36 protein-coding genes and 1 pseudogene are annotated in these 26,823 nt (G+C 33.4%); 5 read left to right on the forward strand and 32 right to left on the reverse strand.

Going from position 1 to position 26,823, the window contains the following annotated elements; genetic code table 11:
- Positions 1 to 15 precede the first annotated feature (15 nt).
- Entirely contained in the window at positions 16 to 1,260 is a 1,245-nt protein-coding gene (gene eno / locus KAR67_RS05625) for a phosphopyruvate hydratase (protein WP_052774238.1), read from the reverse strand.
- Positions 1,260 to 2,291, reverse strand: coding sequence for a recombinase RecA (gene recA, locus KAR67_RS05630; protein ID WP_002779414.1), 1,032 nt, complete (start codon positions 2,289 to 2,291; stop codon positions 1,260 to 1,262). Before recA ends, eno begins: the two co-directional genes overlap by 1 nt.
- Positions 2,292 to 2,400: 109 nt before the next feature.
- On the opposite strand from recA, the gene KAR67_RS05635 reads away from it, so the two are divergent.
- The 4 genes from KAR67_RS05635 to KAR67_RS05650 all read left to right on the forward strand — a co-directional run bounded on the left by KAR67_RS05635 (position 2,401) and on the right by KAR67_RS05650 (position 4,600).
- Complete coding sequence (locus tag KAR67_RS05635) at positions 2,401 to 3,264, forward strand: menaquinone biosynthesis family protein (protein ID WP_002783558.1); 864 nt, start codon at positions 2,401 to 2,403, stop codon at positions 3,262 to 3,264.
- A gap of 11 nt (positions 3,265 to 3,275) precedes the next feature.
- Complete coding sequence (fliQ, locus tag KAR67_RS05640) at positions 3,276 to 3,545, forward strand: flagellar biosynthesis protein FliQ (protein ID WP_002779416.1); 270 nt, start codon at positions 3,276 to 3,278, stop codon at positions 3,543 to 3,545.
- Positions 3,542 to 4,318 carry a UDP-N-acetylmuramate dehydrogenase gene (locus KAR67_RS05645; RefSeq protein ID WP_002779417.1) on the forward strand — a complete coding sequence of 259 codons (777 nt, stop codon included), beginning with the start codon at positions 3,542 to 3,544 and terminating at the stop codon, positions 4,316 to 4,318. Before fliQ ends, KAR67_RS05645 begins: the two co-directional genes overlap by 4 nt.
- A 108-nt stretch (positions 4,319 to 4,426) precedes the next feature.
- On the forward strand, positions 4,427 to 4,600 hold the full coding sequence (locus tag KAR67_RS05650) for a hypothetical protein (RefSeq protein WP_002779418.1): 174 nt from the start codon (positions 4,427 to 4,429) through the stop codon (positions 4,598 to 4,600).
- A 4-nt stretch (positions 4,601 to 4,604) separates the two neighbouring features.
- Here KAR67_RS05650 and KAR67_RS05655 read toward each other — a convergent pair whose 3' ends face one another.
- The 6 genes from KAR67_RS05655 to topA all read right to left on the reverse strand — a co-directional run bounded on the left by KAR67_RS05655 (position 4,605) and on the right by topA (position 11,736).
- Entirely contained in the window at positions 4,605 to 5,366 is a 762-nt protein-coding gene (locus KAR67_RS05655) for a hypothetical protein (protein ID WP_002779419.1), read from the reverse strand.
- 36 nt (positions 5,367 to 5,402) lie between these two features.
- The gene (locus tag KAR67_RS05660) at positions 5,403 to 6,167 is read right to left on the reverse strand and encodes an inositol monophosphatase family protein (protein ID WP_002780009.1); all 765 of its coding nucleotides are present in this window, start codon (positions 6,165 to 6,167) and stop codon (positions 5,403 to 5,405) included.
- Between the two features lie 73 nt (positions 6,168 to 6,240).
- Positions 6,241 to 7,509 (reverse strand): citrate synthase, encoded by a 1,269-nt coding sequence (locus KAR67_RS05665; protein ID WP_002842634.1) that lies wholly within the window; start codon positions 7,507 to 7,509, stop codon positions 6,241 to 6,243.
- A gap of 129 nt (positions 7,510 to 7,638) precedes the next feature.
- On the reverse strand, positions 7,639 to 8,814 hold the full coding sequence (locus tag KAR67_RS05670; protein ID WP_002780007.1) for a cation:proton antiporter: 1,176 nt from the start codon (positions 8,812 to 8,814) through the stop codon (positions 7,639 to 7,641).
- Positions 8,795 to 9,631, reverse strand: a complete 837-nt coding sequence (locus KAR67_RS05675) for a biotin synthase (protein WP_002780005.1) — start codon at positions 9,629 to 9,631, stop codon at positions 8,795 to 8,797. The genes KAR67_RS05670 and KAR67_RS05675 overlap by 20 nt, the downstream gene beginning before the upstream one ends.
- A 2-nt stretch (positions 9,632 to 9,633) precedes the next feature.
- Positions 9,634 to 11,736: a type I DNA topoisomerase gene (gene topA / locus KAR67_RS05680; RefSeq protein ID WP_002839175.1), complete on the reverse strand. Its 2,103-nt coding sequence runs from the start codon at positions 11,734 to 11,736 to the stop codon at positions 9,634 to 9,636.
- A gap of 228 nt (positions 11,737 to 11,964) precedes the next feature.
- On the opposite strand from topA, the pseudogene KAR67_RS05685 reads away from it, so the two are divergent.
- Positions 11,965 to 13,223 (forward strand): annotated as a pseudogene (locus tag KAR67_RS05685) (MFS transporter).
- 61 nt (positions 13,224 to 13,284) lie between these two features.
- Here KAR67_RS05685 and secY read toward each other — a convergent pair.
- From secY to rsmA, 24 genes are all read right to left on the reverse strand, one after another.
- Complete coding sequence (gene secY / locus KAR67_RS05690; RefSeq protein WP_002779426.1) at positions 13,285 to 14,550, reverse strand: preprotein translocase subunit SecY; 1,266 nt, start codon at positions 14,548 to 14,550, stop codon at positions 13,285 to 13,287.
- The gene (gene rplO / locus KAR67_RS05695) at positions 14,550 to 14,942 is read right to left on the reverse strand and encodes a 50S ribosomal protein L15 (RefSeq protein ID WP_002783551.1); all 393 of its coding nucleotides are present in this window, start codon (positions 14,940 to 14,942) and stop codon (positions 14,550 to 14,552) included. Before rplO ends, secY begins: the two co-directional genes overlap by 1 nt.
- Before the next feature lie 4 nt (positions 14,943 to 14,946).
- Positions 14,947 to 15,390: a 30S ribosomal protein S5 gene (gene rpsE, locus KAR67_RS05700; RefSeq protein ID WP_002779428.1), complete on the reverse strand. Its 444-nt coding sequence runs from the start codon at positions 15,388 to 15,390 to the stop codon at positions 14,947 to 14,949.
- A gap of 11 nt (positions 15,391 to 15,401) precedes the next feature.
- Positions 15,402 to 15,758 (reverse strand): 50S ribosomal protein L18, encoded by a 357-nt coding sequence (rplR, locus tag KAR67_RS05705; protein ID WP_002779429.1) that lies wholly within the window; start codon positions 15,756 to 15,758, stop codon positions 15,402 to 15,404.
- A 9-nt stretch (positions 15,759 to 15,767) separates the two neighbouring features.
- Positions 15,768 to 16,304, reverse strand: coding sequence for a 50S ribosomal protein L6 (gene rplF, locus KAR67_RS05710; RefSeq protein ID WP_131235594.1), 537 nt, complete (start codon positions 16,302 to 16,304; stop codon positions 15,768 to 15,770).
- 77 nt (positions 16,305 to 16,381) lie between these two features.
- Positions 16,382 to 16,777, reverse strand: coding sequence for a 30S ribosomal protein S8 (gene rpsH / locus KAR67_RS05715; RefSeq protein ID WP_002779432.1), 396 nt, complete (start codon positions 16,775 to 16,777; stop codon positions 16,382 to 16,384).
- Between the two features lie 9 nt (positions 16,778 to 16,786).
- Complete coding sequence (locus tag KAR67_RS05720) at positions 16,787 to 16,972, reverse strand: type Z 30S ribosomal protein S14 (RefSeq protein ID WP_002779433.1); 186 nt, start codon at positions 16,970 to 16,972, stop codon at positions 16,787 to 16,789.
- A 1-nt stretch (position 16,973) separates the two neighbouring features.
- A complete protein-coding gene (gene rplE / locus KAR67_RS05725; RefSeq protein ID WP_032685754.1) occupies positions 16,974 to 17,519 on the reverse strand; it encodes a 50S ribosomal protein L5 in 546 nt (181 codons plus the stop codon).
- A 3-nt stretch (positions 17,520 to 17,522) separates the two neighbouring features.
- Positions 17,523 to 17,756 carry a 50S ribosomal protein L24 gene (gene rplX, locus KAR67_RS05730; protein ID WP_002779437.1) on the reverse strand — a complete coding sequence of 78 codons (234 nt, stop codon included), beginning with the start codon at positions 17,754 to 17,756 and terminating at the stop codon, positions 17,523 to 17,525.
- Positions 17,756 to 18,124, reverse strand: coding sequence for a 50S ribosomal protein L14 (gene rplN, locus KAR67_RS05735; RefSeq protein ID WP_002779438.1), 369 nt, complete (start codon positions 18,122 to 18,124; stop codon positions 17,756 to 17,758). The genes rplX and rplN overlap by 1 nt, the downstream gene beginning before the upstream one ends.
- On the reverse strand, positions 18,124 to 18,375 hold the full coding sequence (rpsQ, locus tag KAR67_RS05740) for a 30S ribosomal protein S17 (protein ID WP_002779439.1): 252 nt from the start codon (positions 18,373 to 18,375) through the stop codon (positions 18,124 to 18,126). Before rpsQ ends, rplN begins: the two co-directional genes overlap by 1 nt.
- A gap of 9 nt (positions 18,376 to 18,384) precedes the next feature.
- A complete protein-coding gene (gene rpmC, locus KAR67_RS05745; protein WP_002779440.1) occupies positions 18,385 to 18,570 on the reverse strand; it encodes a 50S ribosomal protein L29 in 186 nt (61 codons plus the stop codon).
- Positions 18,557 to 18,982, reverse strand: a complete 426-nt coding sequence (gene rplP / locus KAR67_RS05750) for a 50S ribosomal protein L16 (RefSeq protein WP_002779441.1) — start codon at positions 18,980 to 18,982, stop codon at positions 18,557 to 18,559. Before rplP ends, rpmC begins: the two co-directional genes overlap by 14 nt.
- Before the next feature lie 2 nt (positions 18,983 to 18,984).
- Positions 18,985 to 19,686 (reverse strand): 30S ribosomal protein S3, encoded by a 702-nt coding sequence (gene rpsC / locus KAR67_RS05755; RefSeq protein ID WP_002779442.1) that lies wholly within the window; start codon positions 19,684 to 19,686, stop codon positions 18,985 to 18,987.
- Complete coding sequence (rplV, locus tag KAR67_RS05760; protein ID WP_002779996.1) at positions 19,686 to 20,093, reverse strand: 50S ribosomal protein L22; 408 nt, start codon at positions 20,091 to 20,093, stop codon at positions 19,686 to 19,688. The genes rpsC and rplV overlap by 1 nt, the downstream gene beginning before the upstream one ends.
- A gap of 10 nt (positions 20,094 to 20,103) precedes the next feature.
- Entirely contained in the window at positions 20,104 to 20,385 is a 282-nt protein-coding gene (rpsS, locus tag KAR67_RS05765) for a 30S ribosomal protein S19 (protein ID WP_002779444.1), read from the reverse strand.
- A gap of 1 nt (position 20,386) precedes the next feature.
- Positions 20,387 to 21,217 (reverse strand): 50S ribosomal protein L2, encoded by an 831-nt coding sequence (rplB, locus tag KAR67_RS05770; protein WP_002779445.1) that lies wholly within the window; start codon positions 21,215 to 21,217, stop codon positions 20,387 to 20,389.
- 1 nt (position 21,218) lies between these two features.
- Positions 21,219 to 21,500 (reverse strand): 50S ribosomal protein L23, encoded by a 282-nt coding sequence (locus tag KAR67_RS05775; RefSeq protein ID WP_002779990.1) that lies wholly within the window; start codon positions 21,498 to 21,500, stop codon positions 21,219 to 21,221.
- Positions 21,501 to 21,502: 2 nt separating this feature from the next.
- The gene (gene rplD, locus KAR67_RS05780) at positions 21,503 to 22,117 is read right to left on the reverse strand and encodes a 50S ribosomal protein L4 (RefSeq protein ID WP_002783544.1); all 615 of its coding nucleotides are present in this window, start codon (positions 22,115 to 22,117) and stop codon (positions 21,503 to 21,505) included.
- Positions 22,114 to 22,689, reverse strand: coding sequence for a 50S ribosomal protein L3 (gene rplC, locus KAR67_RS05785; protein ID WP_002864792.1), 576 nt, complete (start codon positions 22,687 to 22,689; stop codon positions 22,114 to 22,116). Before rplC ends, rplD begins: the two co-directional genes overlap by 4 nt.
- Before the next feature lie 9 nt (positions 22,690 to 22,698).
- Positions 22,699 to 23,010 carry a 30S ribosomal protein S10 gene (gene rpsJ, locus KAR67_RS05790; protein ID WP_002779353.1) on the reverse strand — a complete coding sequence of 104 codons (312 nt, stop codon included), beginning with the start codon at positions 23,008 to 23,010 and terminating at the stop codon, positions 22,699 to 22,701.
- A gap of 197 nt (positions 23,011 to 23,207) precedes the next feature.
- Complete coding sequence (locus KAR67_RS05795; protein ID WP_002853086.1) at positions 23,208 to 23,969, reverse strand: pseudouridine synthase; 762 nt, start codon at positions 23,967 to 23,969, stop codon at positions 23,208 to 23,210.
- 35 nt (positions 23,970 to 24,004) lie between these two features.
- Entirely contained in the window at positions 24,005 to 26,035 is a 2,031-nt protein-coding gene (locus KAR67_RS05800) for a ribonuclease J (protein ID WP_162284601.1), read from the reverse strand.
- Entirely contained in the window at positions 26,010 to 26,804 is a 795-nt protein-coding gene (rsmA, locus tag KAR67_RS05805; RefSeq protein ID WP_002783542.1) for a 16S rRNA (adenine(1518)-N(6)/adenine(1519)-N(6))-dimethyltransferase RsmA, read from the reverse strand. The genes KAR67_RS05800 and rsmA overlap by 26 nt, the downstream gene beginning before the upstream one ends.
- Between the last annotated feature and the right edge of the window lie 19 nt (positions 26,805 to 26,823).

The raw sequence follows: 26,823 nt of genomic DNA on the forward strand, positions 1-26,823 counted from the left end.
CTTTGAGTAAATCACTCAGAGTTTTTCTCCTAAATATTCATCACTTTCAAGCTCAATTTCAAGCAAGCGATTGTATTTTGCAGTTCTTTCGCCTCTTGCCAAAGCCCCTGTTTTGATTTGTCCTGTATTTAAAGCTACAGCAAAATCTGCTATGAAAGCATCTTCACTCTCGCCACTTCTATGGCTCATCACACACTTATAATTGTTTCTTTGTGCTAAACGAACAGTTCTCATAGTTTGAGTAATAGTTCCGATTTGATTTGGTTTAATAAGCACAGCATTTGCTATTTTTTTGATAATGCCTTCTCTTAAGATATCTTCATTTGTTACAAATAAATCATCGCCCACAAGCTGAATTTTATTGCCTAATTTTTCAGTAAGCTTGATCCAGCCCTCAAAATCATTTTCAGCTAAACCATCTTCAATGCTGCAAATTGGATATTTTGCGCAAAGCTCCACATAGCGTTCAATTAAGTCTTCACTTGAAAAAGCTTTGCCCTCCATGTGGTATTTACCTTCTTTAAAAAATTCAGTACTTGCCACATCAAGAGCGATTTTAACACGATTTTCATAACCTGCTTTTTTAATACAAGTCATTAAAAGATCAATAGGCTCTGTATTGTTAGCCAAATTTGGAGCAAAGCCTCCTTCATCGCCCAAAGCTGTAGAATGTCCTAAATTTGCAAGCTCTTTTTTTAAGATCGCATAAATTTCACAAACTGAACGCAAAGCTTCTTTAAAGCTTGTAAAACCAAAAGGCATGATCATAAATTCTTGAAAGTCTATATTATTGCTTGCGTGGGCGCCACCATTGATGATGTTGCACATTGGCACAGGCAAAATACTCGCATTTGCACCCCCTAAATAACGATACAAAGGCACTCCTAAAGCATTTGCCGCCGCACGTGCTGTTGCCATAGATACGCCTAAAGTCGCATTTGCACCTAAATTTGAGTAATTATTTGTTCCATCAAGCTCACGCAAAGTATCATCAAGCTGAGCTTGATTTAAAGCATCAAGTCCTAAAATTTCATCAGCTATAGTTTCATTTACATTAGAAACTGCTTTTAAAACACCCTTTCCACCAAATCTTTCATCATTATCACGAAGTTCTAAAGCCTCCTTAGAACCTGTACTTGCACCACTTGGAACTATAGCTGCACCCATACTCCCATCACTAAGTACAACTTCTGCTTTTACAGTTGGATTTCCTCTACTATCAAGCACTTCATATGCCCTAACATCTTCAATTACTAACATTATTCTTCTCCTTCTTCATCTTCGCTACTGCTAATCATGCCTTCTATACCCATAGAATTTTGAATTTCTTTGGTAATTTCATCAGCTATTTCTGGATTTTCTTTTAAGAAAGCTTTTGAATTTTCTCTACCTTGACCCAATTTTTTATCTTTATAAGAAAACCAAGCACCACTTTTATCTACTATATCAAGTTTTACACCATAATCGATCAATTCACCCTCACGGCTTAAACCCTCTCCAAACATTACATCAAATTCAGCTTGTCTAAATGGAGGTGCTACTTTATTTTTTACTACTTTAACTTTAACACGGTTACCAATAGGCTCTTCATTTTGTTTTAAAGTCGCTACTTTTCTAACATCTAAACGCACTGAAGCATAAAATTTGAGTGCATTTCCTCCTGTTGTTGTTTCAGGAGTTCCATAACCCATAGCGCCAATTTTCATACGAATTTGGTTGATAAAAATCACGGTTGTATTCATTTTATGGACAATTCCTGTAAGCTTTCTTAATGCTTGAGACATAAGTCTTGCTTGAAGCCCTACATGCTGATCTCCCATATCGCCTTCGATTTCAGCTTTTGGAGTAAGTGCTGCAACGCTATCTACAACTATCAAATCTATAGCCCCACTTCGTGCTATGGTTTCAACGATCTCTAAAGCCTGCTCACCAAAATCGGGTTGAGAAATATAAAGATTATCTGTATCTACGCCCAAATTTTTAGCATATTTTACATCCAAAGCATGCTCAGCATCGATAAAGGCACAAACCCCACCCGCTTTTTGACACTCTGCTATAATATGCAAAGTTAAAGTTGTTTTACCTGAACTTTCAGGCCCATAAATTTCAATAATTCTTCCTTTTGGAATTCCGCCTATACCAAGTGCAAGATCAAGTCCTACAGAACCTGTTCCTATGCTATCAATCTGCTCTACTTCCTTATCTCCAAGCCTTAAAATAGTGCCCTTGCCAAAAGCTTTATCGAGCGATTTTAAGGCGGCATCAAGCGATTTTTTCTTATTATCGTCCATTATTTTCCTTAAAAATTGCAAATTTTTAGCTAGAATTTTAACAAAATAAAATTAAATAATAGTTTATTTTGATAGAATAAAAATTATTTCATTAAAAATTAGGAAAGCTATGAAAAAAACAATTACAATCGCACATTCACCCGATGCGGATGATATTTTTATGTATATGGCAATTAAACTAGGATGGATAGGGAATGATTTTGACTATAAAAATACGGCTTTAGATATACAAACTTTAAATGATTTAGCCTTAAAAAATGAATTTGATGCTACAGCGATCTCGTTTGGACTTTATCCTTTAATTGCTAAAGAATACGCTCTTTTGCGCACCGCAGTAAGTTTTGGTGAGGGTTATGGGCCAAAACTTATCAAAAAACAAAATACACATTTAAAAAGAAATTTTAAAGTTGCATTAAGTGGCGCAAACACTACCAACGCTCTAATTTTTCGTATGAAATATCCAGAAGCTAGAATCATTTATAAAAATTTCTTAGAAATTGAAAATGCAGTTTTAAGCGGCGAAGTGGATGCAGGGGTTTTAATCCATGAAAGCATTTTAGAATTTGACAGTAGTCTTTGTGTGGAAGCTGAAATTTGGGATATATGGCTAGAACTTGCACAAGAAAATTTACCTCTACCTTTGGGTGGAATGGCTTTGCGTCGCTCTTTGCCGCTTAGCGATGCTATCAAGATAGAAAGAGATCTTACAAATGCTGTAAAAATAGCAAATTCTAATCGCCGCATTTTGGCCCCTATGCTAATGGAAAGAAATTTAATCCGCGTTAATGAGGAAAAACTTGATACTTATTTGAATTTATATGCCAATAAAAACTCCATTTGCATGAGCGAAACGCAATTTAAAGCAGTGGATGTGCTTTTTAAACTGGGATATGATTATAAATTTTATGATAAAATCATACATGCTAAGGATTATCTTATCCCGAGCGAGTATGAAGAATTTAGAAATTCTTAAAAAGGATTAAAATGGATGAAAGCACCTTGGTTGCTCTTGGAGTGCAAACCTTTAAAATCACACTTTTGCTTTCTTTGCCCATGCTTTTAGCGGGGCTTATCGCGGGGCTTATTATCAGTATCTTTCAGGCTACAACACAGATTAATGAAATGACGCTTTCTTTTGTGCCTAAAATCATCTTAGTAGTAATAGTCATCATCTTTTTAATGCCTTGGATGACTACGACAATGATTGATTTTACCGAAAATATTTTAAATCAAATTCCAACTTTTATCAAATGATTATCGATTTTAAGAAATATTCATCTGTAAAGATTGGAGGCGAATTTGAGGTCGAAGTTTTAGAACAAATTCGCGAATTTGATGGCTTTTTAATAGGCGGTGCGAACAATCTCCTTATAAGCCCTAAGCCTAAAAATATAGGAATTTTAAGCGATAATTTTAATTTTATTGAAATTTTAGAGCAAAATAAAGACTTTTTACATCTTCGCATAGGTTGTAAGACAAAAGCAAGTCAAATGTATCGTTTTTCCAAAGAAAATAATCTTTATGGTTTTGAATACCTTAGCAAAATTCCTGGTACGCTTGGTGGACTTTTAAAAATGAATGCGGGGCTTAAAGATGAGTGCATCAGTCAGAATTTAGTCAAAATTGCCACTTCAAAAGGTGAAATTTTACGCGAAAATATTGATTTTAGTTACCGCTTTTGCCCTTTAAATATGCCCTTTTTTTGGGCTGAATTTAAACTCGGTTTTGGTTTTGATAAGATAAAAGATGAGAATTTAAAAAATGCAAGAAACAATCAACCTAGCGGAGCAAGCTTTGGCTCTATCTTTAAAAATCCAAAAGGAGATTTTGCAGGAAGACTCATTGAGGCTGTAGGACTTAAAGGCTTTAGCAAAGGAGATGCGATGTTAAGCGACAAGCATGCAAATTTTTTGATCAATAAAAAAAATGCAAGTTTTGATGATGCTATTTTTCTTATCGAACTTGCTAAAAAAAAGGTTTTTGAGGAATTTGGCATAAAATTAGAAGAAGAAGTGATTATCATTTAAATTAAATTTCTACTTCTTTCTTTAATATATGTTTTTAAAAAGATAGCATTTTTTAATCAAATTCACGCTACAATCAGACAATTTTTTCTTACGATAAAAGGATAATTCATGCAAATAAATATCAACCTAGAAGAAATGACTAAATGGCAAATCACTTACGAGCTTAAAAGAATTTTATCAAGTCTTGATCCTATAACTGCGCATGAAATCGCAAAGGAATTAAGACAAGAATTTTTAAGCATAGAAGAGCTACAAGATCGCATTAGGCAAATCAACGATTAAATTTTTATTGCACTGTTAAATTTAATTTTTCTAACTCTTTGTTTATAACTTCAGCAAGCATATTTGGCATTTGATTTACAAGTTTTTGATAATTTACCCTAGGATCTTGTGCATGAAGTGCAAAATTTAATCTTACATTTTTTGATGTGAGTATTTTACCATTACTTGTAGAAACAACTTTGAAGTTAATATTAGCTACTGCATTTTTGGTTATTGCAACAAAATAATTTGTGATATTTACATAAAAATCATCTAAATTTACCACCACAAGATAGTCTGTAAATTTGGCATAAATTTGACTTTTGTCTTTTTCTTTTTTTAAAAAAGGAGATACATTAAGCAATTTAGAGTCTTTAGGACTAAAACGAGCTAAAGTTCTTAAATCTTGATAAACACCGTTTGCAGCTGAATTTACAAAATTTAATCTTAAATTATCCACTAAATTTTTAGCAAAAAGAGTAGAAAATTCTTTAGCACTTATGTTAAAACCATCCAAAGCATAGCCAAAATTTTGCCTAAAACTCATAGCTATAGCAAAATCAACATCATTATCTTTACGAATGCTTTCTTTCTTACTCATCAAACTAGAGCTATCAAAAATCCCTTTTTGCTGATCTAAGTTTTGTTTTTCAACATTTTGTTGAAGATCTATGATTTCAAAACTTTCTTGCTGTTCTAGTTTAATGATTTTTTTTTGCGAAAAATTATTTGCAAAAAGACTAGAATTTAACAAAATACTCATAAATAAAATAAGAAAAATTTTCATTTTTATCCTTTAAGATTTTAAAATTATATGCTGTTTTTATGTATATATATTTAAAAAACTTTTTTTAGAAACACAAATAAAAGGCTCGCACTTATAATTTAAAGGGGAATATAAAATCATTTCCTTAGAAAAGGTTCCCATAAAACCACCCTTTTGATTGACTAAAAAATCTCCAGCTGCAATATCCCAACTATTTAACTTCTCAAAACGCTTATAAACCCCTGCTCTACCTTCCAAAATAGCACAAAATTTAAGCCCTGATCCTATGTTAATAGGCGTCAAATTGTGTTTTTTAGCAAAATTTTCATCCTCTTTACTAAGATGATTAACACTTAAAAGAGCTTTAGATTGATTGTCTATAAAATCTTGTTCGCTTATATCTAAAATTTTATCATTTTTATAAACTCTAGTATTTTGATGAGCGTAAAAAATATCGCCTTTTGAAGGATTTTTTATAAGAGCTAAAATAGGTCTATCTTCATGAATCAAACTGATCATAATGCAAAATTCATCACTACCTTTTAAAAACCCACTTGTACCATCAAGCGGATCAATAAGCCAATAACTTTGCAAATTTTTACTTTCTTCCTGACTTAGCAAACCTTCTTCAGATAAAATTTTAATATCTGTTTTTCCTAAAATATCGTTTAAAATTTCATTTGAAGCAAGATCGGCTGATGTTAAGGGGCTTTGATCTTGTTTTTGCCAAATTTGTAGGTTTTTTCTTTCTTTTAAAATAGCTTTAGAGGCTTCATTACTGGCATCTATGGCGGTTTTTAGTAAATTATCGAGTTTAAACATTGTAAGACTTTCAAAATATTCTTTTGAAATTATATAAGAAGTTTGTGTGAAAAAGTTAATTTCACACAATCATTTAAATTTTACTGGTTTCTCCAAGGTAAAGCTGTCTTGGACGAACAATTTTTAGTGTTTCTTGCTCTTTTTGCTCTATCCATTGTGCTATCCAGCCTGGTGTACGTCCGATCACGAAAAGCGTTGCAAACATTTCATTTGGAATTCCTAGAGCTTTTAAAATTAAGCCGCTATGAAAATCTACATTTGGATAAAGATTTCTTTGTATAAAATAATCATCTTGCAAGGCAATCTCTTCTATACGAGTTGCCACCTTAATCAAATTCGTATCAATACCTAACTCATCGATTAATTGATCACGAAGCTTTTTAAGTACTTTTGCACGCGGATCAAAATTTTTATAAACCCTATGCCCAAAGCCCATCAAGCGGAATGGGTCATTTTTATCTTTTGCTCTTTTTATAAATTCATCCACCCTATCAACAGTAGCTATTTCCTCAAGCATTCTAATAACGCCTTCATTTGCACCTCCATGAGCATGACCCCAAAGCGCTCCAATACCTGCTGAAATACATGCATAAGGATGCGCATGAGTAGAACCTACGGCACGAACAGTAGAAGTAGAAGCATTTTGTTCATGATCTGCATGAAGCATAAATACAGTATCGAGTGCTTTTACTTCTATAGGTTTAAGCTCAACATGATCATAAGGATAGGTTCTTAACATATATAAAAAGTTCTCAGTAAATCCACGATCTAAATTAGGATAAGCCATAGGAAAACCATTTTTATAACGATAAGCAGCGGCTACTATAGTAGGAATTTTTGCTACAACTCTAGCAGCCATTTCCATGTACTCTTCTCTAACATTCATATTTAAATGATCAGGATAAAAAGCACTAAGAGATGAAACAGCGCCTTGTAAAACGGCCATAGGGTGAGCATTATCAGGGAAAGAATCAAAAAGACGATGCATACCCTCATGTATATAAGAGCGTTTTTTAAGCTCATATCTAAATGCTTCAAGTCTTTCATTGCTTGGAAGTTCTTTATAGAGTAAAAGATGCACTACATCTAAAAAAAGTTTATTTTCAGCAAGCCATTCTATAGGATAGCCACGGTGCATTAAAACACCCTCTTCACCATCAATATAAGTAATTTTTGATTTACAAGTAGCTGTAGAAGTTAAACCTTCATCATAAGCAAACATTCCTGTTTGTTTATAAAAACTCCCCATATCCACAACACTTGGACCAGTAGTACCATCATATATAGGGAATTCGTAGCTTTTACCATTTCTATTGTCAGTTACAGTAACAGAATTTGACATTTTTGCTCCTTTTTTAATCTTTACTTTTAGTAATTCTAGCTAAAAAAGGCGATTTTCAACTTTTTCATTGTCAATAATTTTAAAATTCATTAACCTTTTTGAGTAAAAAAGTAACCTGTGTTATTTAGATTACTTTTTAATATTTGAAATAAATTTAATCGCACTCATCACAACAATAGCTTCAAATAAAGCTGTTAAAATTAGCGCCGAATAAAGTTCTTCGCTGATAACTTTTCCTGAATATCCTAGCGTAGCAGTAGCGATAAGAAGAGTCAAAGGCATAGAGTGACTCAGTCCAAATAAAACCATATTTTGAAAGCCAATTTTTTTCCAAAAAACACTGGCACACAAAATTCTCAAACCTACCATCACAAACATCAGCAAAATAGCATCAAATACGATTTCATATTCTAAAATCATTTTAAGATCGAAAGTAGTTCCTATATGGATAAAAAAAATCGGAATTAAAAAACCATGCCCAAAACTAGAAAGTTTATGCTCTAAATCCTTTTTATGGTCAAAAAAAGTTGCGATAAAAGAACCTGCAATAAAAGAGCCTAAAACGATTTCAAGCTTTGTAATAATCATAGCCACGATAATCAAAATAAAAATTGCCATACAAAATCTTATATCTTTTTCATTTTTATCTTCCCAAGGCATCAGCACGACTTTAAGTTGGGGATACCACCAAAAAAGCACACCTAAAACTTTAAAACCAAGCAAACAAAGCCCTAAAAATATATTAAGATATAAAATGCTTTGTACTACATCGATAATATTTGTCCCCTCGCGTAAAAAAGCTCCAGCTATGGTTAAAAGCACTATGGAAACAACCTCAGCTAATGTTGCTACTATCATAGCTGTATTAAGCCAGTAACACTCTTTACCAAAGTCCTTATAAAGCAAGGATAAAAGCCCCACGCTCATAACCGGAATAATCAAAACAAACACGAAAGAAAGTTCAAAAACCCATACTATAGCCGATGAAAAAGAATAAAGCAATATGATATAAAAAAAGCTTTTTTTGGCAATTTCTTTATCCATATTAAAAAAAGCGCGCAAATTGACTTCCATACCCGCTATAAACATAAGATAATAAAAACCCACATTAGCTAAAATAGTAAAATTTTCACTCTTACCTATAAAACCAAAATACGCCATAAGTGCGCCCAAAATGATTTCAGTAGCTGAAATCGGTAAGCGCAAAATTTTAGCTATATGTGGAGAAAATAGTAAACATAAAGCTATAACAATAAGAATTTGTAGATCAATTAAACCCTGTGAATCAATGACACTCGGATGCAAAAGTAAATCCCATTTCTTTAAGTTTTACTATATCACGACTTGGTTCTTCACCTTTTGTAGTAAGATAATCTCCTATTACAATAGCACCTGCACCTGCTTTAAAAATTTCATATTGTCTTTCTTGCAATACCACCTCACGACCTCCTGCTACCATAACCACAGTATTAGGCAAAGCTTCTTTAGTATCACTTATAATTTTTAAAGCCTCATCAGCACTTAATTTTGGAACTTGTAGTTTTAAATTTTCATTGGCTATAAAAAAATTAATAGGCGTTGAAAAAGGCTGTAATTCTTGCAAAGATTTTCTAAAACTTAGTCTATCTTCTTCACTCTCACCCATACCATAAATTCCACCACAACAAAGCATAAGTCCTGCTTCTTTAGCGTTTAAATTGGTTTGAAATCTACTTTCCCAAGTATGAGTGGTGCAAATTTGTGGAAAAAATTCCTTAGAAGTTTCAAGATTGTGATTATAAGAAAAAATTCCTGCTTTTTTAAGTTCTTTGAGTTGTTCCACGCTTGCCATACCATTACAGGCAATTAAAAGCAAATTAGGCACTTCTTTTTGCACAGCCTTAGCAGCCTCACAAACATACTCAAGCTTTTCATCATCAAGCCCAAGTCCTGCTGTAACCAAACAAAAACCCAAGGCTTCATTTTTCTTTGCCATTTTTGCTTCTAAAACGATTTGTGAAAGTTCTTTACGACGATATTTTTGAATATCTGTTTTTACATGAGCGCTTTGGGTGCAGTATTTGCAATCTTCAGAACAATTTCCACTGGCTATATTTGAAATAGCACAAAGCATGATTTGCATGATTAATCCTTTATTTCTTTTTTAATTTTGCATTTTAAACATTCTAAGAATGTGCCTTTTTTTAGCTCTTTTATCACTAAATTTTCTCCACATTCCTCACATTTTTCATCGCTTGGTTTATATTTACTTATAAAATTACATTTTGGATAAGCACTACAACCATAAAATTTACCGCGTTTTGAAAGGCGCTCTACTATCTCACCCTCTTTGCAACTTGGACAAGTAATGCCTATGCCCTTTGCTTTAGCCTTGCTAACACTTACTTCAGCTTCATTCTTGCTTTCATTTTTTAAATTTCTTGAGTATTTGCATTTTGGAAAATTTAAACAAGCTACAAATTCTCCAAAACGCCCTTTTCTAATCGCAAGTTCACCACCACAATCAGGGCAATTTTCACCCAATTTAGTCACCGTTTTTTGGCTTGCAATTTTTGTTTTTCCTTCTTCAACCTTCCTCATAAAGGGATAATAAAATTCTTTCAAAGTTTCTTGCCAATTAGCTTTATCTTCTGCAATCTCATCTAAAGTATTTTCAAGATTTGAAGTAAATTTACTATCTACTATATCACTGAAATTCTTTTCAAGCACTTCAGTTACACTAAAAGCGACTTCACTAGGAATGAGTTGTTTTTTATCGATTTTTACATAATCACGGCTTGTGAGTATAGAAATAGTCGGCGCATAAGTTGAAGGGCGACCTATGCCTAAGCTTTCAAGTTTTTTCACAAGTCCAGCTTCGGAATATCTTGAAGGAGGTTCTGTAAAATGTGAGTTCATTTCTAAATTTTGTATTTTTAAATTTTCACCTATTTTAAAATTTGGTAAAATTTTATCCTTATCCATATCACCATAAACTTTATAATACCCATCAAAAAGAATTTTCCTACCACTTATCTTAAACACTGCTCTGTCATTTTTTACAAAAACATTTTGAGTTTGAGAGATAGCAGGATTCATCTGACAAGCTAAAAAACGATTATAGATAAGCGTATAGAGCTTTAACTCGTCTTTATCTAAAAATTTAGCTGCGATTTCTGGAGTAAAATTTAAATTAGTAGGGCGTATAGCTTCGTGAGCTTCTTGTGCGCCTTTAGCTTTTGTAGTATAAACATTTGCTTTGGTTGGAAGATAGTCTTTGCCAAAATTTGCTTGTATGAATTTTCTTGCATTTTCTACTGCTTCTTTGGCTAAATTTAAACTATCGGTTCTCATATAAGTAATAACCCCCATCACACCCTCATGAGTATTTACTCCCTCATAAAGTTTTTGAGCTATCATCATAGTTTTTTTAGGGTTAAATCCCAAACGATTGCTTGCGCTTTGTTGTAAGGTTGAAGTCATAAAAGGTGGAGGTGGAGCAATTTTTCTTTCTTTGCTTTCTATATCGCTTATAGCATAATTTTCATTTTTACACGCTTCAAAAACAAGCTTTGCACGATCTTTATTTGTAAGAGTAAGCTTTTCTATCTTTGCTTTATCAAATTCGACAAGTTCTGCATTTAAATCCTTTTGAAATATCATATCTATACTAAAATATTCCAAAGGAACAAAAGCACGAATTTCTTTCTCACGATCAACGATAATCTTTAAAGCCGCACTTTGAACACGGCCCGCGCTTAAGCCTCTTTGAATTTTTTGCCCTAGCAAAGGACTTAATTTATATCCTACAATACGATCTAATAAACGCCTAGTTTGCTGAGCATTAACAGAATTCATATCAAGTTTTCTAGGATTTTTTAAAGCATTTTCGATAGCATTTTTGGTAATCTCATGAAAAACGATACGCGGTAAGACATTTTCATCTTTGCCTATAGCTTTTGCAATATGATAGGCTATAGCCTCTCCTTCTCTATCCTCATCGGTTGCTAAATAAATCTCTTTTGCTCCCTTTGCTTTTTCCTTAAGTTCTTTAACTAAAACACTATGATCGCTTGTGATTCTATACTCAGGGATAAATTCATCATTTTCTATTTTTATACCAAAACTTGATTTAGGTAAATCTCTTATATGCCCTTTAGAAGCTATGACTTCATATTCTTTGCCCAAAAAATTGCCTATAGTTTTTGCTTTTGCAGGAGATTCGACTATGATCAAATTTTTTTTCATTTGCTACTGCCTTTGTAAATTTCATTAAAAATACTATTAATAATTAAAGATAAATAATTTCTATAAAAAATTAAAAGCTGAATTTAGCTAAAAATTTTTGAAATTCTACTTATAATGAAAGATATTTTATCTATACAAATGAAAAACAGGAGTATAAATTACAAATAGAAGTAATTTTAAATACAAAAGAAAATTTTTTGAGTATAATAAAACTAAAAAGGTTCAAATATGAAGAAAAAATCTTATAAATTTCACCCCAATGATACAAAATTAGATAAAAAAATGGTTGAGATCACAGAAAAATCAGGCTTTAAAATCGCAGTATTTTCCATGGCGGCAATGACTATGCTAGGAAGTGTGGTAATCTCATCAGCACTGCCTGCAATCAATAGACATTTTGAAGATATTTTAATCCAATCAGGTGCAAATATGCAAACAAATTTTACCCTAGCACATCTTGATATTTTAGTGCGTTTAGTATTAACCCTACCTGCTATTTTCGTTGTGATTTTATCTCCTTTTGCAGGAATTTTAATGGATAAACTGGGTAAATTAAAATTTGTTTTTCCTGCAATGATTGTTTGGACACTTGCTGGAGTAAGTGGCTTTTTCTTAAATGATATTTATGCTATACTCACTTCAAGAGCTATTTTTGGGATGGCAACGGCTTTTATAATGACGGGTGCTTCGGCTTTGCTGGGAGATTATTATAGTCATGGTGGCTTTAACCGTAGAGAAAATGCTTTAAGTCTTCAAGGATTTTTTTGTGCGGTAGGGGGTGCAGTGTTTATCTCTATAGCGGGCTTTGTTTCAAGTTATTCTTGGCGCTATCCTTTTTTGGTTTATGGGCTTGGAAATTTAATCACCCTCATAGCCATGATTTATCTTTTGAGCCAAGAAAATTTAAATTTTACAATCATACAAAGATAGAAGAAAAAACTAATTACTGGAAATTTTTTCCTATTTATTTTATAGGATTTTTTATCATGGTGGTTTATTATATATCCCCTACACAACTTCCTTATTATATAGAAGAGCATCTAGGCTTAGATCCTAAATTTATAGGGATTTCAATGTCAATTTCTGCACTTTGTTATGGTATTTTTTCTCTAAGTTACAAATATATCATGCGTTTTTTAAGTATTAAAATGATTTATATTGCTACTTTATTCATTGTGGGCTGTTCTTTTTTGATACTCTTTTTGATCGATGATTTTATCGCTGTTTTATTTGCTTTAGCCTTGCTTGGAATGGGTGGAGGTATCATGCTTGTAAATAACACTGCTTATCTTTTTTCAATCTGTCCTGAAAATGCACGAGCTAGAGCTTATGGAATTTTAGCTAGTTGTATATTTTTAGGGCAATTCTTAAGCCCGATTATCTCTCAGCCTATAGTAAGACAATTAGGACTTGTTGATGCGTTTTTAATATGGGCTATTTTAAATTTTATAGTTTGTATTGTATTTTTATTTTTAAAACAAAGATGAAAAATCGCTTTTTATAGAAAGTATAAAACACAAAGAGAGATATCTCCTCCTTGTGTTAAGTTTATAAACCTATTGCATTTAAGGTTTGGTATTTATTCATATAAATTTGAGCTTCAATTTTTCTCATTGTATCCAATGCAACTTGAACTACAATCAATACAGAAGTACCTCCAAAATTAAAAGGTACACCCATGAATTTAACCAAAACCCAAGGCAAGGTTGCTACAAGTCCTAAATAAATAGAACCCGATAAAGTAAGACGAGAAGCTACTTCATTAAGATAATTTGCTGTCCCTTCGCCTGGACGAATTCCAGGGATAAAACCCCCTTGTTTTTTAAGATTTTCCGCTATATCCTTAGCATTAAATACTATAGAAGCATAAAAATACGCAAAGAAAATTACAAACAAGAAAGTCAAAACATGAAATAAATAACCATTTGGATTCAAAAAGTCATTGATAGCTTGCAAATACGGATTTGTACTTGTTTGCAAAATAGTCGTAGGAAACATTAAAATAGCGCTAGCAAAAATCGGCGGAATAACTCCACTTAAATTGATTTTAATTGGAATATAGTTCATAATACGCTTATTTTGATTTTGCATTACTACTTTACGCGAGTAAGAAATAGGAATTCTTCTTTCTCCAAGCTCTACATATATAATCACGCCAATAGTGATTAAAATCAAAGCAAGGATAACAAAAGCGGTTAAGAAATTCATTTCGCCTGAATTTATCTGTCCTACTGTACCCGAAATAGCTCTTGGAATTCCTGAAACAATACCTGCAAAAATAATCAAAGAAATACCATTTCCTATACCTCTTTGTGTGATTTGTTCACCTATCCACATCAAAAGCATAGTTCCTGCGAGCATAGAAATTGCACAAAGCGCAATAAACATATTTAAATTTTCTATCATTATAGCGCCTGCTCCACCTCTTCCATGTAAACTTTGAAGTCCTATAGCCACACCGATACTTTGAACTAAAGTGATTACTATAGTTGCATAACGGATAATTTGCATATATTTTTGCATACCATCGCGTTCTTTTTTCATTTTACCGATATTTGGGAAAGTAGCTGCTAAAAGCTCCATGATAATCGAAGCAGTAATATAAGGCATAATACCTAAAGAAATGATAGAAAAGCGTTCTGCTGCCCCACCACTAAAAACATTAAATAAACCCAAAGCATTGTTTTGATTATTGTTAAAAAATTCCGCAATCACATCAGCATTGACGCCAGGAACTGGCACATAAGCCAGAACCCTATAAGCAAACAAGAAAGCTAAGGTGATTAAAATCTTATTCGTCAATGCCTTATTCATTATTTTGATCCGGTGACGCTGATATTCTCGTCTTTAATTTTTGATGCTAAGTCTTTTGCACTTGCACCGATTAATTTAATTTTAGTAACAGACTTTGAAATTTTATGAACGCTTTTGATGCTTTCAATTGTAATTTCATTAAGCTCTTTTACGGCTGTGATTTTTTCAACATTAATCACATAAGGTTTTGCGATTTTAGAAGTAAAACCAACTTTTGGTAATCTTCTTTGAAGAGGTTGCTGACCTCCTTCAAAACCTCTTTTTTCATTATAACCCTTTCTAGCGGTTTGACCTTTGCCCCCTTTAGTGGCGGTTTTACCCATTCCACTTCCTTGGCCACGGCCTATTCTTTTGGTTTTATGCGTTGATCCCGCTGCTTTTGTCAAATTCATCTTCTTATCCTTTTAGCATTGTTAAAGCTTTGATTGTAGCACGAACCACGTTAGCTGAGTTATTTGAACCTAAAGACTTAGTTAAGATATCTTTAATACCCGCAAGCTCTACGATAGGACGAGTAGAACCACCCGCGATAACTCCCGTACCTTCGCTAGCTGGTTTAAGTAAAATTCTACTTGCGTTGTATTTTACTTCAACATCGTGAGCAATAGTTGATCCTTTAGTTTTTACTTCAACGATATTTTTAAATGCATCATCAACTGCTTTGCGAATAGCATCAGGAACTTCTTTAGCCTTGCCATAACCAACACCTACTAAACCTTTGCGGTTTCCAACAATAACTAAAGCAGTAAATCTAAATCTTCTACCACCTTTAACAACCTTAGTAACTCTGCCGATATCGACGATTACTTCTTCAAATTCTTCTCTATTATATTTTTCCATCGATTTACCCCTTATAGCCTAATACCATTTTCTCTTAAAGATTCAGCTAATGCTGCAATTACTCCGTGATATACATAACCATTTCTATCAAACACAGCTTGTTCTATTTGCTTAGCTTTTAAAACTTTAGCAAATTCAGTAGCGATTTTTTTAGCACCTTCTTTGTTTGCTTTAACGCCAAGTTTGCGTCCATCTACTGCTGCTAAAGTTACAGCTTTAACATCATCAATCGCTTGGATATAAAGAGTTCTATTTGATTTAAAAACAGAAATTCTTGGGAAGTTTTCACATCCTGAAATTTTTGCTCTAATTCTTTTTTTTCTTTTAATTCTTAAAGTTAGTTTTCTTTTTAGTACATTTGCTCTCATTGCCTATCCTTACTTTTTAGATGTCTTACCAGCTTTGCGGATAATGCGTTCATCAGAATACTTAACGCCTTTTCCTTTATATGGCTCAGGTGGTCTAAATTCACGAATTTGAGCAGCAACTTGTCCTACTACTTGTTTATCGCTTCCTTTAATGATAACATTGTTTTTATCCACAGTGATTTCAATTCCTTCTGGAATATCATAGTTGATAGGATGTGAAAAACCAAGGCTTAATTCTAAAACTTTGCCTTTTAAAGCAGCTTTATAACCCACTCCGTTGATTTCAAGAGTTTTTGAAAAACCTTGAGTTAAGCCTACAATGATATTGTAAGCTAAAGCTCTATAAGTTCCCCAATATGCTCTACTTTGTCTATCTTCACCTTTAGGAGAGAAAAGAATGTTATTATCTTTAATCTCAACATTTACATTTGCTTTTGTATCAAGCTCTTTTACTAAATTTCCTTTTTTAAATTTAAGCAAATTTCCTTCTAGTTTAACCTCTACTCCACTAGGGATAGCGATTGGTTGTTTACCTATACGAGACATATTTTTCCTTTTTATTTGTCTAGGATATTTCTACTTTTTTAAAAGAATGGATACCCAATGCCATAAAAAGCAGATTTTTACCAAATGGTACATAAAATTTCGCCGCCAACACCTGCTTTATAAGCTTCATCATTTGCTAAAACGCCACGACTTGTGCTAACTACGATAGTACCGTAACCGTTTTTAAATCTTTTAATTTCTTCTTTACCCTTATAAACACGACGACCTGGTTTAGAAACTCTTTTAAGTTCGTTAATAACGCTTTTACCTTTTTCATCGTATTTTAAAACTACATTGATAAATTTCTTTTTATCTTCTTCGATAACATTAAAACTTTCAATATACCCTTTAGCTTGGAAAATTCCAACTAAAGCTTCAACAACTTTAGAATGCAAAAGCTTGGTTGTTTCAAGCTTTCTCATTCCGGCATTGCGAATTCTTGTTAGTGAATCTGAAATTATATCATTTATCATTTTATTTCCTTACCAGCTTGCTTTTTTAAGACCTGGAATCAAGCCTTCATTACCCATTTTTCTTAGGCAAACTCTACAAATTCCAAAATCTCTATAAACCGAATGCGGACGCCCACAAATTTGGCATCTTGTATAGCCTCTTACTTTGAATTTAGGTTTGCGTGCCGCTTTTGCAATCATTGATTTTTTAGCCATCTTACTTTCCTTTTGTAAATGGCACACCGATAAGTTCTAACAACTTTTGTGCCTCTTTATCGTTTTGTGCTGTTGTAACTATAGAAATGTTCATACCATGAGTTCTTAAAATTTTATCATACTCAACTTCTGGGAACATCAACTGCTCATCAAGACCGAAATTGTAATTTCCTCTTCCATCAAAACCATCTCTACTTAAACCTCTAAAGTCTTTCACTCTTGGTAAAGCAATAGAAATTAATTTATCAAGAAAAGCAAACATATTTTCTTTTCTTAAAGTTACCATTACACCTACAGGAAAACCTTCACGCACTTTAAATCCTGCAACTGATTTTTTAGCTTTAGTAATCACAGCCTTTTGTCCTGCTATCAAAGAAATAGTATCTGCAACATTTTGCAATACTTTTTGATCTTTAGCAAGCTCACCCGCACCTACGCTAATAACGATTTTTTCTATCGCAGGGATAAGCATAGGATTTTTAATATCAAATTCTTTTACCAAAGCAGGTTTGATGCTTTGATTGTATTTTTCTTTCAATCTCATCATCGCTTACTCCTGAACTTTTGCCACATTGGAAATATCCATTGGCATTTCTTTATTGATAAAACCACCATTTGGGTTTTTCTCGCTAGGTTTTATAGCTTTTTTAGCAATCTTACATCCCTCAACAACTACTTTAAGTGTTTTTGGATATACTGCTAACACTTTACCTGTCTTACCTTTGTCATCACCTGTGATAACCTTAACGCTATCACCTTTTTTAATCTTTAATTTAACCGCCATTATAATACCTCCGGTGCTAGTGAAACAATTTTCATAAAGCCACCATATCTAACTTCTCTACCCACTGGCCCAAAGATACGAGTTCCGATAGGTTCTCTTTTGTTATCAAGAATAACTGCAGCATTTTCATCAAAACGAATCAAAGAACCATTATCTCTATGAATTTCTTTTTTAGTTCTAACGATAACTGCTTTTACTACTTGACCTTTTTTTACCTTACCATTTGGTAAAGCTTTTTTTACAGATGCAACAATTACATCGCCTACAGTAGCATATCTTCTTTTACTACCACCTAAAACTTTAATACACATTAATTCTTTTGCACCGCTATTGTCAGCAACTGCAAGTCTTGTAAAACTTTGAATCATTACTCAACTCCTGTAGCTAATACAGATTTTAAGCGAAATGATTTTCTTTTAGAAAGTGGTCTACATTCAACCGCCACAACGGTATCTCCCACTTTAACTTCATTTCTCTCATCATGAATTAGATATTTTTTAAAGCGTTTAACAATTTTTCTATATCTTGGATGAACCACTTTTCTTTCAACCAAAATACTCGCTGTTTTCTCACCTGCGATTTTCACAACAACGCCTTGTATTTCTCTTTTAAATGCCATTTTTTATCCTTATTTTAAAGCGTTAATTGCTGTATTGATTCTAGCAATGTCTTTTCTAACTTCGCTAATCTCTTTTGGATTAGTAAGTTGCATTGTTTTTAGCTTTTGTTTTAAAGTGAATAAAAGCACCTTTTTTTCTTTTAGCATTGTTGCAAGCTCAGCTGCTGTTTTGTCTTTAATCTCAGTATATTTCATTTTGGCTCTCTCTTGTAACAAACTTAGTTTTAAATGGTAGTTTATGCATAGCCAAAGTCAATGCTTCTCTAGCCATTTCTTCGCTCACACCTGCCATTTCATAAATAATACGACCTGGCTTGATATTCATTACCCATTCCTCAACTGCACCTTTACCTTTACCCATACGAGTTTCTAAAGGTTTTTTAGTTAAAGGTTTATCTGGAAAAACTCTAATCCAAGTTTTACCTTGTCTTTTAACAAAACGAGTTAATGCGATACGAGCTGCTTCAATTTGGCGTGAATTAATGCGTCCTGCTTCAGTTGCTTTTAATGCAAATTCACCAAAAGTAAATTCAGTTCCACGATTAGCATAACCTCTGTTACGCCCTTTCATCATTTTGCGATATTTAGTTCTTTTTGGCATTAACATGATTATTTACTCCTTCTTGTGCGTCTTTGCTTTTTAGCTGGAGCACTTTCTTCTGTTTTTTCAGTTTGTAAGCCTTTTTGCAATACTTCACCTTTAAAGATCCAAACTTTAACACCTATGTTTCCATAAGTAGTTCTAGCTTCTGCAAAACCGTAATCGATTTTTGCTCTTAAAGTATGAAGTGGCACACGACCTTCAAGATACCATTCAGTTCTTGCCATTTCAGCACCGCCTAAACGACCAGAAACTGAAACTTTAATCCCTTTAGCACCTGCTTTTTGTGCGCCTTGAATTACTTTTTTCATTGCTCTTCTAAAAGCGATTCTTTTTTCAAGTTGAGTTGCAACGCTTTCAGCAGCAAGTTGAGCTGAAGCACCCGCTTTTCTTTCTTCTTTGATGTTGATATTTACATCTTTACCGATTAAATCTTGCAATTCTTTTCTTAAATTATCAACATCGCTACCTTTTTTACCAATGATAATACCTGGTCTTGCAGCTACAACAGTTACGCGAAGCTTTTTAGCAGTTCTTTCTACTAAAATTTGGCTGATTCCCGCATAATAAAGTTTTCTTTTTAAGAAAGCTCTGATTTTGTAATCTTCACCGATATTTTCCACTAAATTTGCCTTAGTTGGAAACCATCTTGATTCCCAGTTTCTATTAATTCCTAGTCTTAGACCGATTGGATTTACTTTTTGTCCCATTAGCTTTCCTTTTCTGCCGTTACTTTTTTAGTACTTGTTTTTTTAACAGGAGTTTTTTTAGCTACTGCTTTTTTTGCTTCAGTTTTAACTTCCGCTTTCGCTACTTCTACTAAGATATGTGAAGTAGGTTTTCTAATACGGCTTGCACTTCCTCTAGCACGTGGTCTAAATCTTTTTAATACAGCACCAGCATCTACACGACAACTTTTTACCACTACTTCGTTCGCTTCAAAACCGCCGTTTGCTACTGCACTTGAAATTGCATTTGCGATATATTTGGCACCCTTGTTTGGCATAAATTTTAAACTAGCCATAGCTAATTCTGCATTCATCCCCTGAACTTCTCTAGCAATCAATCTTGCTTTAGTTGGAGATAATCTTATGAATTTAATTAATGCTTTACTCATATCTTATCCCTTACTTACCAATTTTCTTTTGCACAGAACCTTTATGGCCTTTAAATGTGCGTGTTGGAGCAAATTCGCCAAGTTTATAACCGATATGATTTTCAGTGATATAAACGGGAATAAAACTTTTGCCATTATGAACATTGAAAGTTAAACCTATCATATCAGGAATGATAGTACTTCTTCTAGACCAAGTTTTAATAGGTTTATTATCATTAGCCTTTTTAGCAGCGATGACTTTTTTCATTACATGATCGTCAACAAAAGGACCTTTTTTTAGTGATCTAGCCATCTTACTTTCCTTTTCTTCTTGAAATTATTAGCTTATCGCTAGCTTTTTTACGACGAGTTTTCGCACCTTTGGTTGGTTTACCCCATGGAGTTACTGGATGACGGCCTGAATTTTTCTTACCTTCACCCCCACCGTGCGGGTGATCTACTGGGTTCATAGCTGAACCACGAGTTTGTGGGCGGATACCTCTATGGCGATTTCTACCTGCTTTACCGATAGTCACATTTGCCCATTCTTCGTTACCTACTTCGCCTATACTTGCCATACATTCAGCTAGAACTTGTCTCATTTCACCGCTTGCAAGTCTTAAGATAACATATTTTTCTTCTTTACCCATAAGTTGCGCATAAGCTCCTGCTGAGCGGATCATTTGACCACCTTTGCCTGGCTTTAACTCAACATTATGAACAATAGTACCCACAGGAATGTTTTTAAGTTTCATTGCATTACCTGGTTTTATATCAAGTCCACTTTCAGCAGCTGCAACGATATCACCAACACTGAGTCCGCGTGGTTGAAGAATATATCTTTTTTCACCATCTTTATAAGAAATCAAAGCAATTCTACAATTTCTATATGGATCGTATTCGATCGCTTCTACTTTTCCTTCTATACCAAATTTGCGACGTTTAAAATCGATAATTCTGTAAAGTTTTTTCGCTCCTGCTTCTTTATGACGACTTGTAATTCTTCCGTAGCTATTGCGTCCTGCGTGTGCTGGAAGTTTCACAAGTAAAGAGCGTACACTTGGTTTTGCTGTAATATCTTCAGAGCTTAAACCTGTAATATATCTTCTACTTGGAGTATATGGTTTATAAGTTTTAATTGCCATCTTAAGCCTCCATACTTTCTAAGCTAACACCTTCAGGTAGCTTAACATAGAATTTTTTATAATCGTTTCTTTGACCTAAACGACCTCTAAAACGCTTAACTTTTCCATCCATTCTTAAAGAATTGATGCTTTTTGGAGTTACACCAAAATACTCTTTTAAAACCGCTTTTAAGCCTGTTTTAGTCATTTTTGGCGAAGTTTGAATAACTACGACACCTTGCTCTTGCAAATTCAAACTTTTTTCTGTGTAAAGTATAGTCTTTATATCAGTAATATCTGCCATAATTATCCCTCTTTTGTAATAGATTCTAACGCTGATTTTTCCATAATAACAGCATTAAATACAGATACTAAATAAGCATTTACTTCAGTTACATCAACTACATAGCAATTTGCTAAATTTCTGTAAGCTAAAAGTGTTTTTTCATCTAGTAAATCTTTAACGATTAAAGCATCTTTGACGCCAAGTTTTTTAATCACAGCGTTTGCATCTTTTGTTTTACCACTTTCAATAGCCAAAGAATCAGCAGTAAATAACACACCTTTAGCTGCTTTATCTGCTAAAGCTCTTTCAAGCGCCAATCTTTTTTGTTTTTTATTTACTTTTTGGAAGTAGTTTCTTTCATTTGTTGGACCAAAAGCAACCGCACCGCCTACCCAAACGTTAGTTCTTGTTGAACCCGCTCTAGCACCGCCACGACCTTTTTGTCTCCAAGGTTTTTTACCACCACCACTTACATCACTTCTACCTTTAGTATGAGCTGTATTTGCTCTTAAACTTGCAAGGTAAGATTTTACATACAAGTAAAGATTGTGTGGATTTACTTCCGCATATTTTGAAGGTAAATCAAGTTCACCTGCTTTTTCTAATTTATCATTTAAAACAACTACTTTACTCATTTTGCAATCCTTATTTTACCCATAGCACCATTATAACCTGGTACTGCACCTTTAACTACTAAAATTTTATTTTCAGCATCATAAGATACAACTTCGTTTTTAATGGTCACTTTAGTATTTCCATAGTGTCCTGCCATTTTCATACCTGGTTGAACACGACCTGGCCATTCTCTATTACCAATAGATCCATGGCGTCTGTGAAATCTAGAACCGTGACTTGCTGGACCCCCTGCGAAGTTATGTCTCTTCATAACACCGCTATAACCTCTACCTTTAGTGTTAAAGCTTACTTTTAAAATTTTTGCTTCATTTAATGGAGTTTCATCTAAATCTCCTGCTTCAGTATTTGCTACTTCTAAAGTCGCAAATCTATTGTATTCTGCAGAAAGATTGTATTTTTTTTGTTGTCCTGCGACACATTTATTACTTGCTTTACCTTTTGGATATGCTACTAAAGCCTTTCCACCTTCAACTTCACATACTTTTGCATTTACAACTCTTAGTAAAGTTACAGCGATACTTGGATTAGTAATTGTTCTGCTCATTCCAATTTTTTCTACAATATATTCCATATCTTATCCTTACTTACCCATAGCTCTTACTTCAACGCTTACTTCTGGCGCTAAATCAAGCTTCGTTAAAGAATCAACTGTATCTGGAGTCGCTGCCACTATATCTAGCATACGCGCGTGAATTCTTATTTCAAACTGCTCACGAGAATCTTTGTTAATGTGTGGAGATTTTAAAACTGTATAGCGTTTGATTTTAGTAGGCATTGGTATCGGACCTCTAATATCCGCACCTGTTCTTTTAACAGCTTCTACGATTGCTGCAACTGTTCTGTCTAGTACTCGATGGTCATAAGCTTTTAGCTTAAGCCTAATTCTTTCCATAATATTTCCTTTAAAAAGAACTCGTTAGTTAAAAACTAACCAATTTATAAAAATTGAAATGAGAGTATATAAAATCTTGTTTTCAAAGTCAAGGAATTTGATGAAATTTTTCTATTATTTTCCTTTTAAAAAGGATAAAAATAGAATTTTTAGAATTTAAAAATTATCATTATTTTTTAAATTTTTGCATATAATGGTCAATATCTTATTTCATTAAATTTTAAAAAATCTCTTAATTTTTCATATTCGCCATTTTCTAAATAACGATGTTTTCCCGCCTTCAACATACCAAGATCTAAAGCCCCAAAAGCAACACGCTTAAGATCCATGACTTCAAGATCAAAATGTCCAAAAAAGCGTCTAAGCTCTCTATTTTTACCTTCATTTATAACCACTCTAAGCTTAGTATAGCCTCCACTTGATCCAAAAATTTCAAAGTCTATAAAAGGAGCAAAACTCATAGAGGTAATTTTAGTTTTTGCATGTGCGCCTTTTTTTTCATTTTTAATCTCAAGTCCATTTTGCATGGCTTCGATGACTTGTTTGCTCACCGTGCCTTTAACTTTAAGGTAGTATTCTCTTTCTAAATCGCTATGCATTAAAGCATCGGCAATCACAGGAGAATCTGTAAGCAAAAGTAAGCCTTCACTTGCATAATCCAGCCTACCTACGCTAAGCCAAGTACTAAATTGTCTTGGCAAGGTATCATATATAGTTTTTCTTCCACGATCGTCTTTTTTACTGACAATTTCACCTTTTTGTTTATGGTAGATTATCACGCTAAATTGCGTTCTTTTTTGTACTCTTTTACCTTTAACAAAAACTTTATCATCAAATTTAACTTCATCGCTTAAAAGAGCAATTTTGTTGTTTATTTTTACTAAGCCTTGTTTGATAAGTTCATCGGCTTCACGGCGTGAATAGCGGGTGTTATGGGATATAAATTTATTAATTCTCATTTGATCTTCCTTAAAAAGGGCGTTTTTGCCCTTTTTTACATTACAAAAATAGTTGGAACTATGGTTGGGTATTTTTTAATCTTTCTAAAGATATGTTTTCTTAAAACTTGGCGGATTTGATTTTCTAAAAATCTTGGATCATTGAGTACTTCATCTTTAACATTGATGAAAAATTGTCCTAAAACTTCAGCCATATCTTTGCTAAAAGTATGATCGTGTTTGTCAGCTACTAGCCCATAGCTAAATACTCTTGGTTTGTTGATCAGTGTTTTTGTAGCTTTGTCAATTTGTGCGATAATAACTACTATACCACTATCTGCAAGTTTTTGGCGATCTATAACTACATCATCGGCGATTTGTTTGTTGATTTGATTATCTACAAAAACTTTACCTGTTTTTACGGTTTTTATGCGTTTGACATATTTTTGGCAAAGTTCTACTTGATCGCCATCACTCATAAGATAAATATTTCTTTCAGGGATACCGCACTTCATCGCTGTTTCTTTGTGTTTGGTGATGTGATTGTATTCTCCATGAACTGGTAGGAAAAATTTAGGCTTAGTAAGGGTTAGCATAAGCTTTTGCTCTTCTATACTAGCGTGTCCGCTTACATGAATTTCACTAAATTCTTGATACGCTACTTTAGCTCCTGCTTTTAAAAGATAGTCAAGCACCGCAGAAACACTTGCTTCATTTCCTGGTATGGCTTTAGCTGAAATAATCACTTGATCTGTAGGTTTGATTTTTATAAATTTATGCTCATCAGTTGCCATTCTATAAAGCGCACTCATGGTTTCGCCTTGACTTCCTGTAGTTACGATAAGCACTTCATTGTCTTTATATTTGCTTACTTCATCAGCATCGATGAAAATTTTTCTATCAAGTTTGATGTAGCCTAATTCCATAGTGGTATAAAGATTTCTTTCCATAGAACGACCGATCACACAAACTTTTCTACCGTATTTTAAACCATAAGTGATAGCTTGATAAACGCGGTGGATATTAGAACTAAAAGTACTCATGATCACCCTGCCTTTGGTACGTGCAAAGATTTGATCAAAAGTTGGCCCTACGGAGCTTTCACTTTTTGTATAACCTTCTTTGTACGAATTTGTACTATCGCTTAAAAGACATAAAACCCCTTCTTCTCCATAATGTGCCAAACGTCCTAAGTCTGTTGGATAGCCATCGATTGGAGTTTGATCAATTTTAAAATCACCTGTGTGGATAATCGTTCCTGCTTTTGTTTTGATCGCAAGTGCTGAAGCATCAATGATAGAATGCGTGATGTGGATCCACTCTATATCAAATTCGCCTATCTCATAAACACGGCGTTTTTCTACAGGGCGAAACCATTTGCGTTCTGCTTTTAAGCCATGTTCTTCAAATTTGTTTGAAATCATTCCTAAAGCCAAAGGTGTAGCGTAGATAGGAAATTGGAATTCTTTAAAGAAATAAGGCACTGCACCGATATGATCTTCGTGTGCATGAGTGATCACTATACCACGAATTTTATCTTTAATTTTTCTTACATAGTCAAAATCAGGGATAATAATATCTACCCCATGCATAGTTCCATCAGGAAAACTCATACCTATATCTACTATAATTGCATCTTTATTGGTTTCAAAAACACTGATATTTCCACCAATTTCTCCTAAACCTCCTAAAGGAGTGATGCGGATTTTATGCTCGCTAGAATTATTATATTTTAAAGGGTGTAAGCGGTTTTCATGTGAAATACGGTTAGCTTCTATGCATTCTGCAAGAGCGATTTGCCAATCTTCATCACCTGTGAGTTTTGAAGGAAGATTGCGATTTCTTTTTTTCTTTTTCTCACTTGGTTTTTCTACATTTTCACCTTCTAAAGGTTGAGTATTTGTAGAATTTTTCTTGGTATTTATCTTTTCGTTGTTAGAAAATTCATGAGTTGAATTTTGAGAATTTTCACTGATAGAATCGGCTAATTTTTTTCTACGATTTCTGTATTTATAGCGCTTGTTGTTTTTTGAATTTGAGTTAGGATTGTTTGTATTTTCACTATTTCCTTTGTTGTTTTCGTTCATATTCTTCCTTTACTTTTTCGTAAATTTTAAGGTATGAATCGACGCAAAGTTCATGTGGGCGTAAATTTAAATTGAGTTTTAACTCTTGAAAAAGCTCTGTTAATTTAGCTTTATGAATTTTTAAATTCCCTAATAATTGTTTTCTTGGCGCTTTAAAACAATCTTTCAAAAAAGCTTTAAAAGCATGAATTTCACAGAGATCCTGATAAGCTCTGAATTTAATCATTTTCATCACTGCTGATACTACTTTTGGCGGTGGATTAAAACATTCAGGCTCTACATCAAACAGTATTTCTCGTTCACAAATCATAGCACTTAAAACTCCAAGAGCTGAAAAATCACTTTCTCCACTATGAGCACAGAATTTCAATGCCATTTCTTTTTGAACCATTACTATCAAACCTGAGCAATTTTTATCCTCTAAGGCTTGCAAAATCAAATGACTTGCGACATAGTAAGGTAAATTAGCGACCAAAAAATACTTCTTTTCATCAAAACATGCGAGCTTACTTGCATCTTGATGAAGCAAATTTAATTTTCCACAATCAAGTTCTTTTTGAAATTTCTTACGCAAAATAGGTATAAGATCATCATCTATCTCATAAGCCTTTACATGAGAAACTTTTAAAAGCTCTTGCGTCAAATCACCTAAGCCAGGCCCAATCTCTACTATATTTTCAGTATCTTTGGGTATGGCTTGGATGATTTTTGATAAAATACTTTTATCGTTTAAAAAATTTTGTCCGTAATGTTTTTTTGCTTTCATCATAATAGTTTTTTATTTTAGC

Source organism: Campylobacter sp. JH32 (genome assembly GCF_017846535.1).
GTDB classification, from domain to species: domain Bacteria; phylum Campylobacterota; class Campylobacteria; order Campylobacterales; family Campylobacteraceae; genus Campylobacter_D; species Campylobacter_D coli.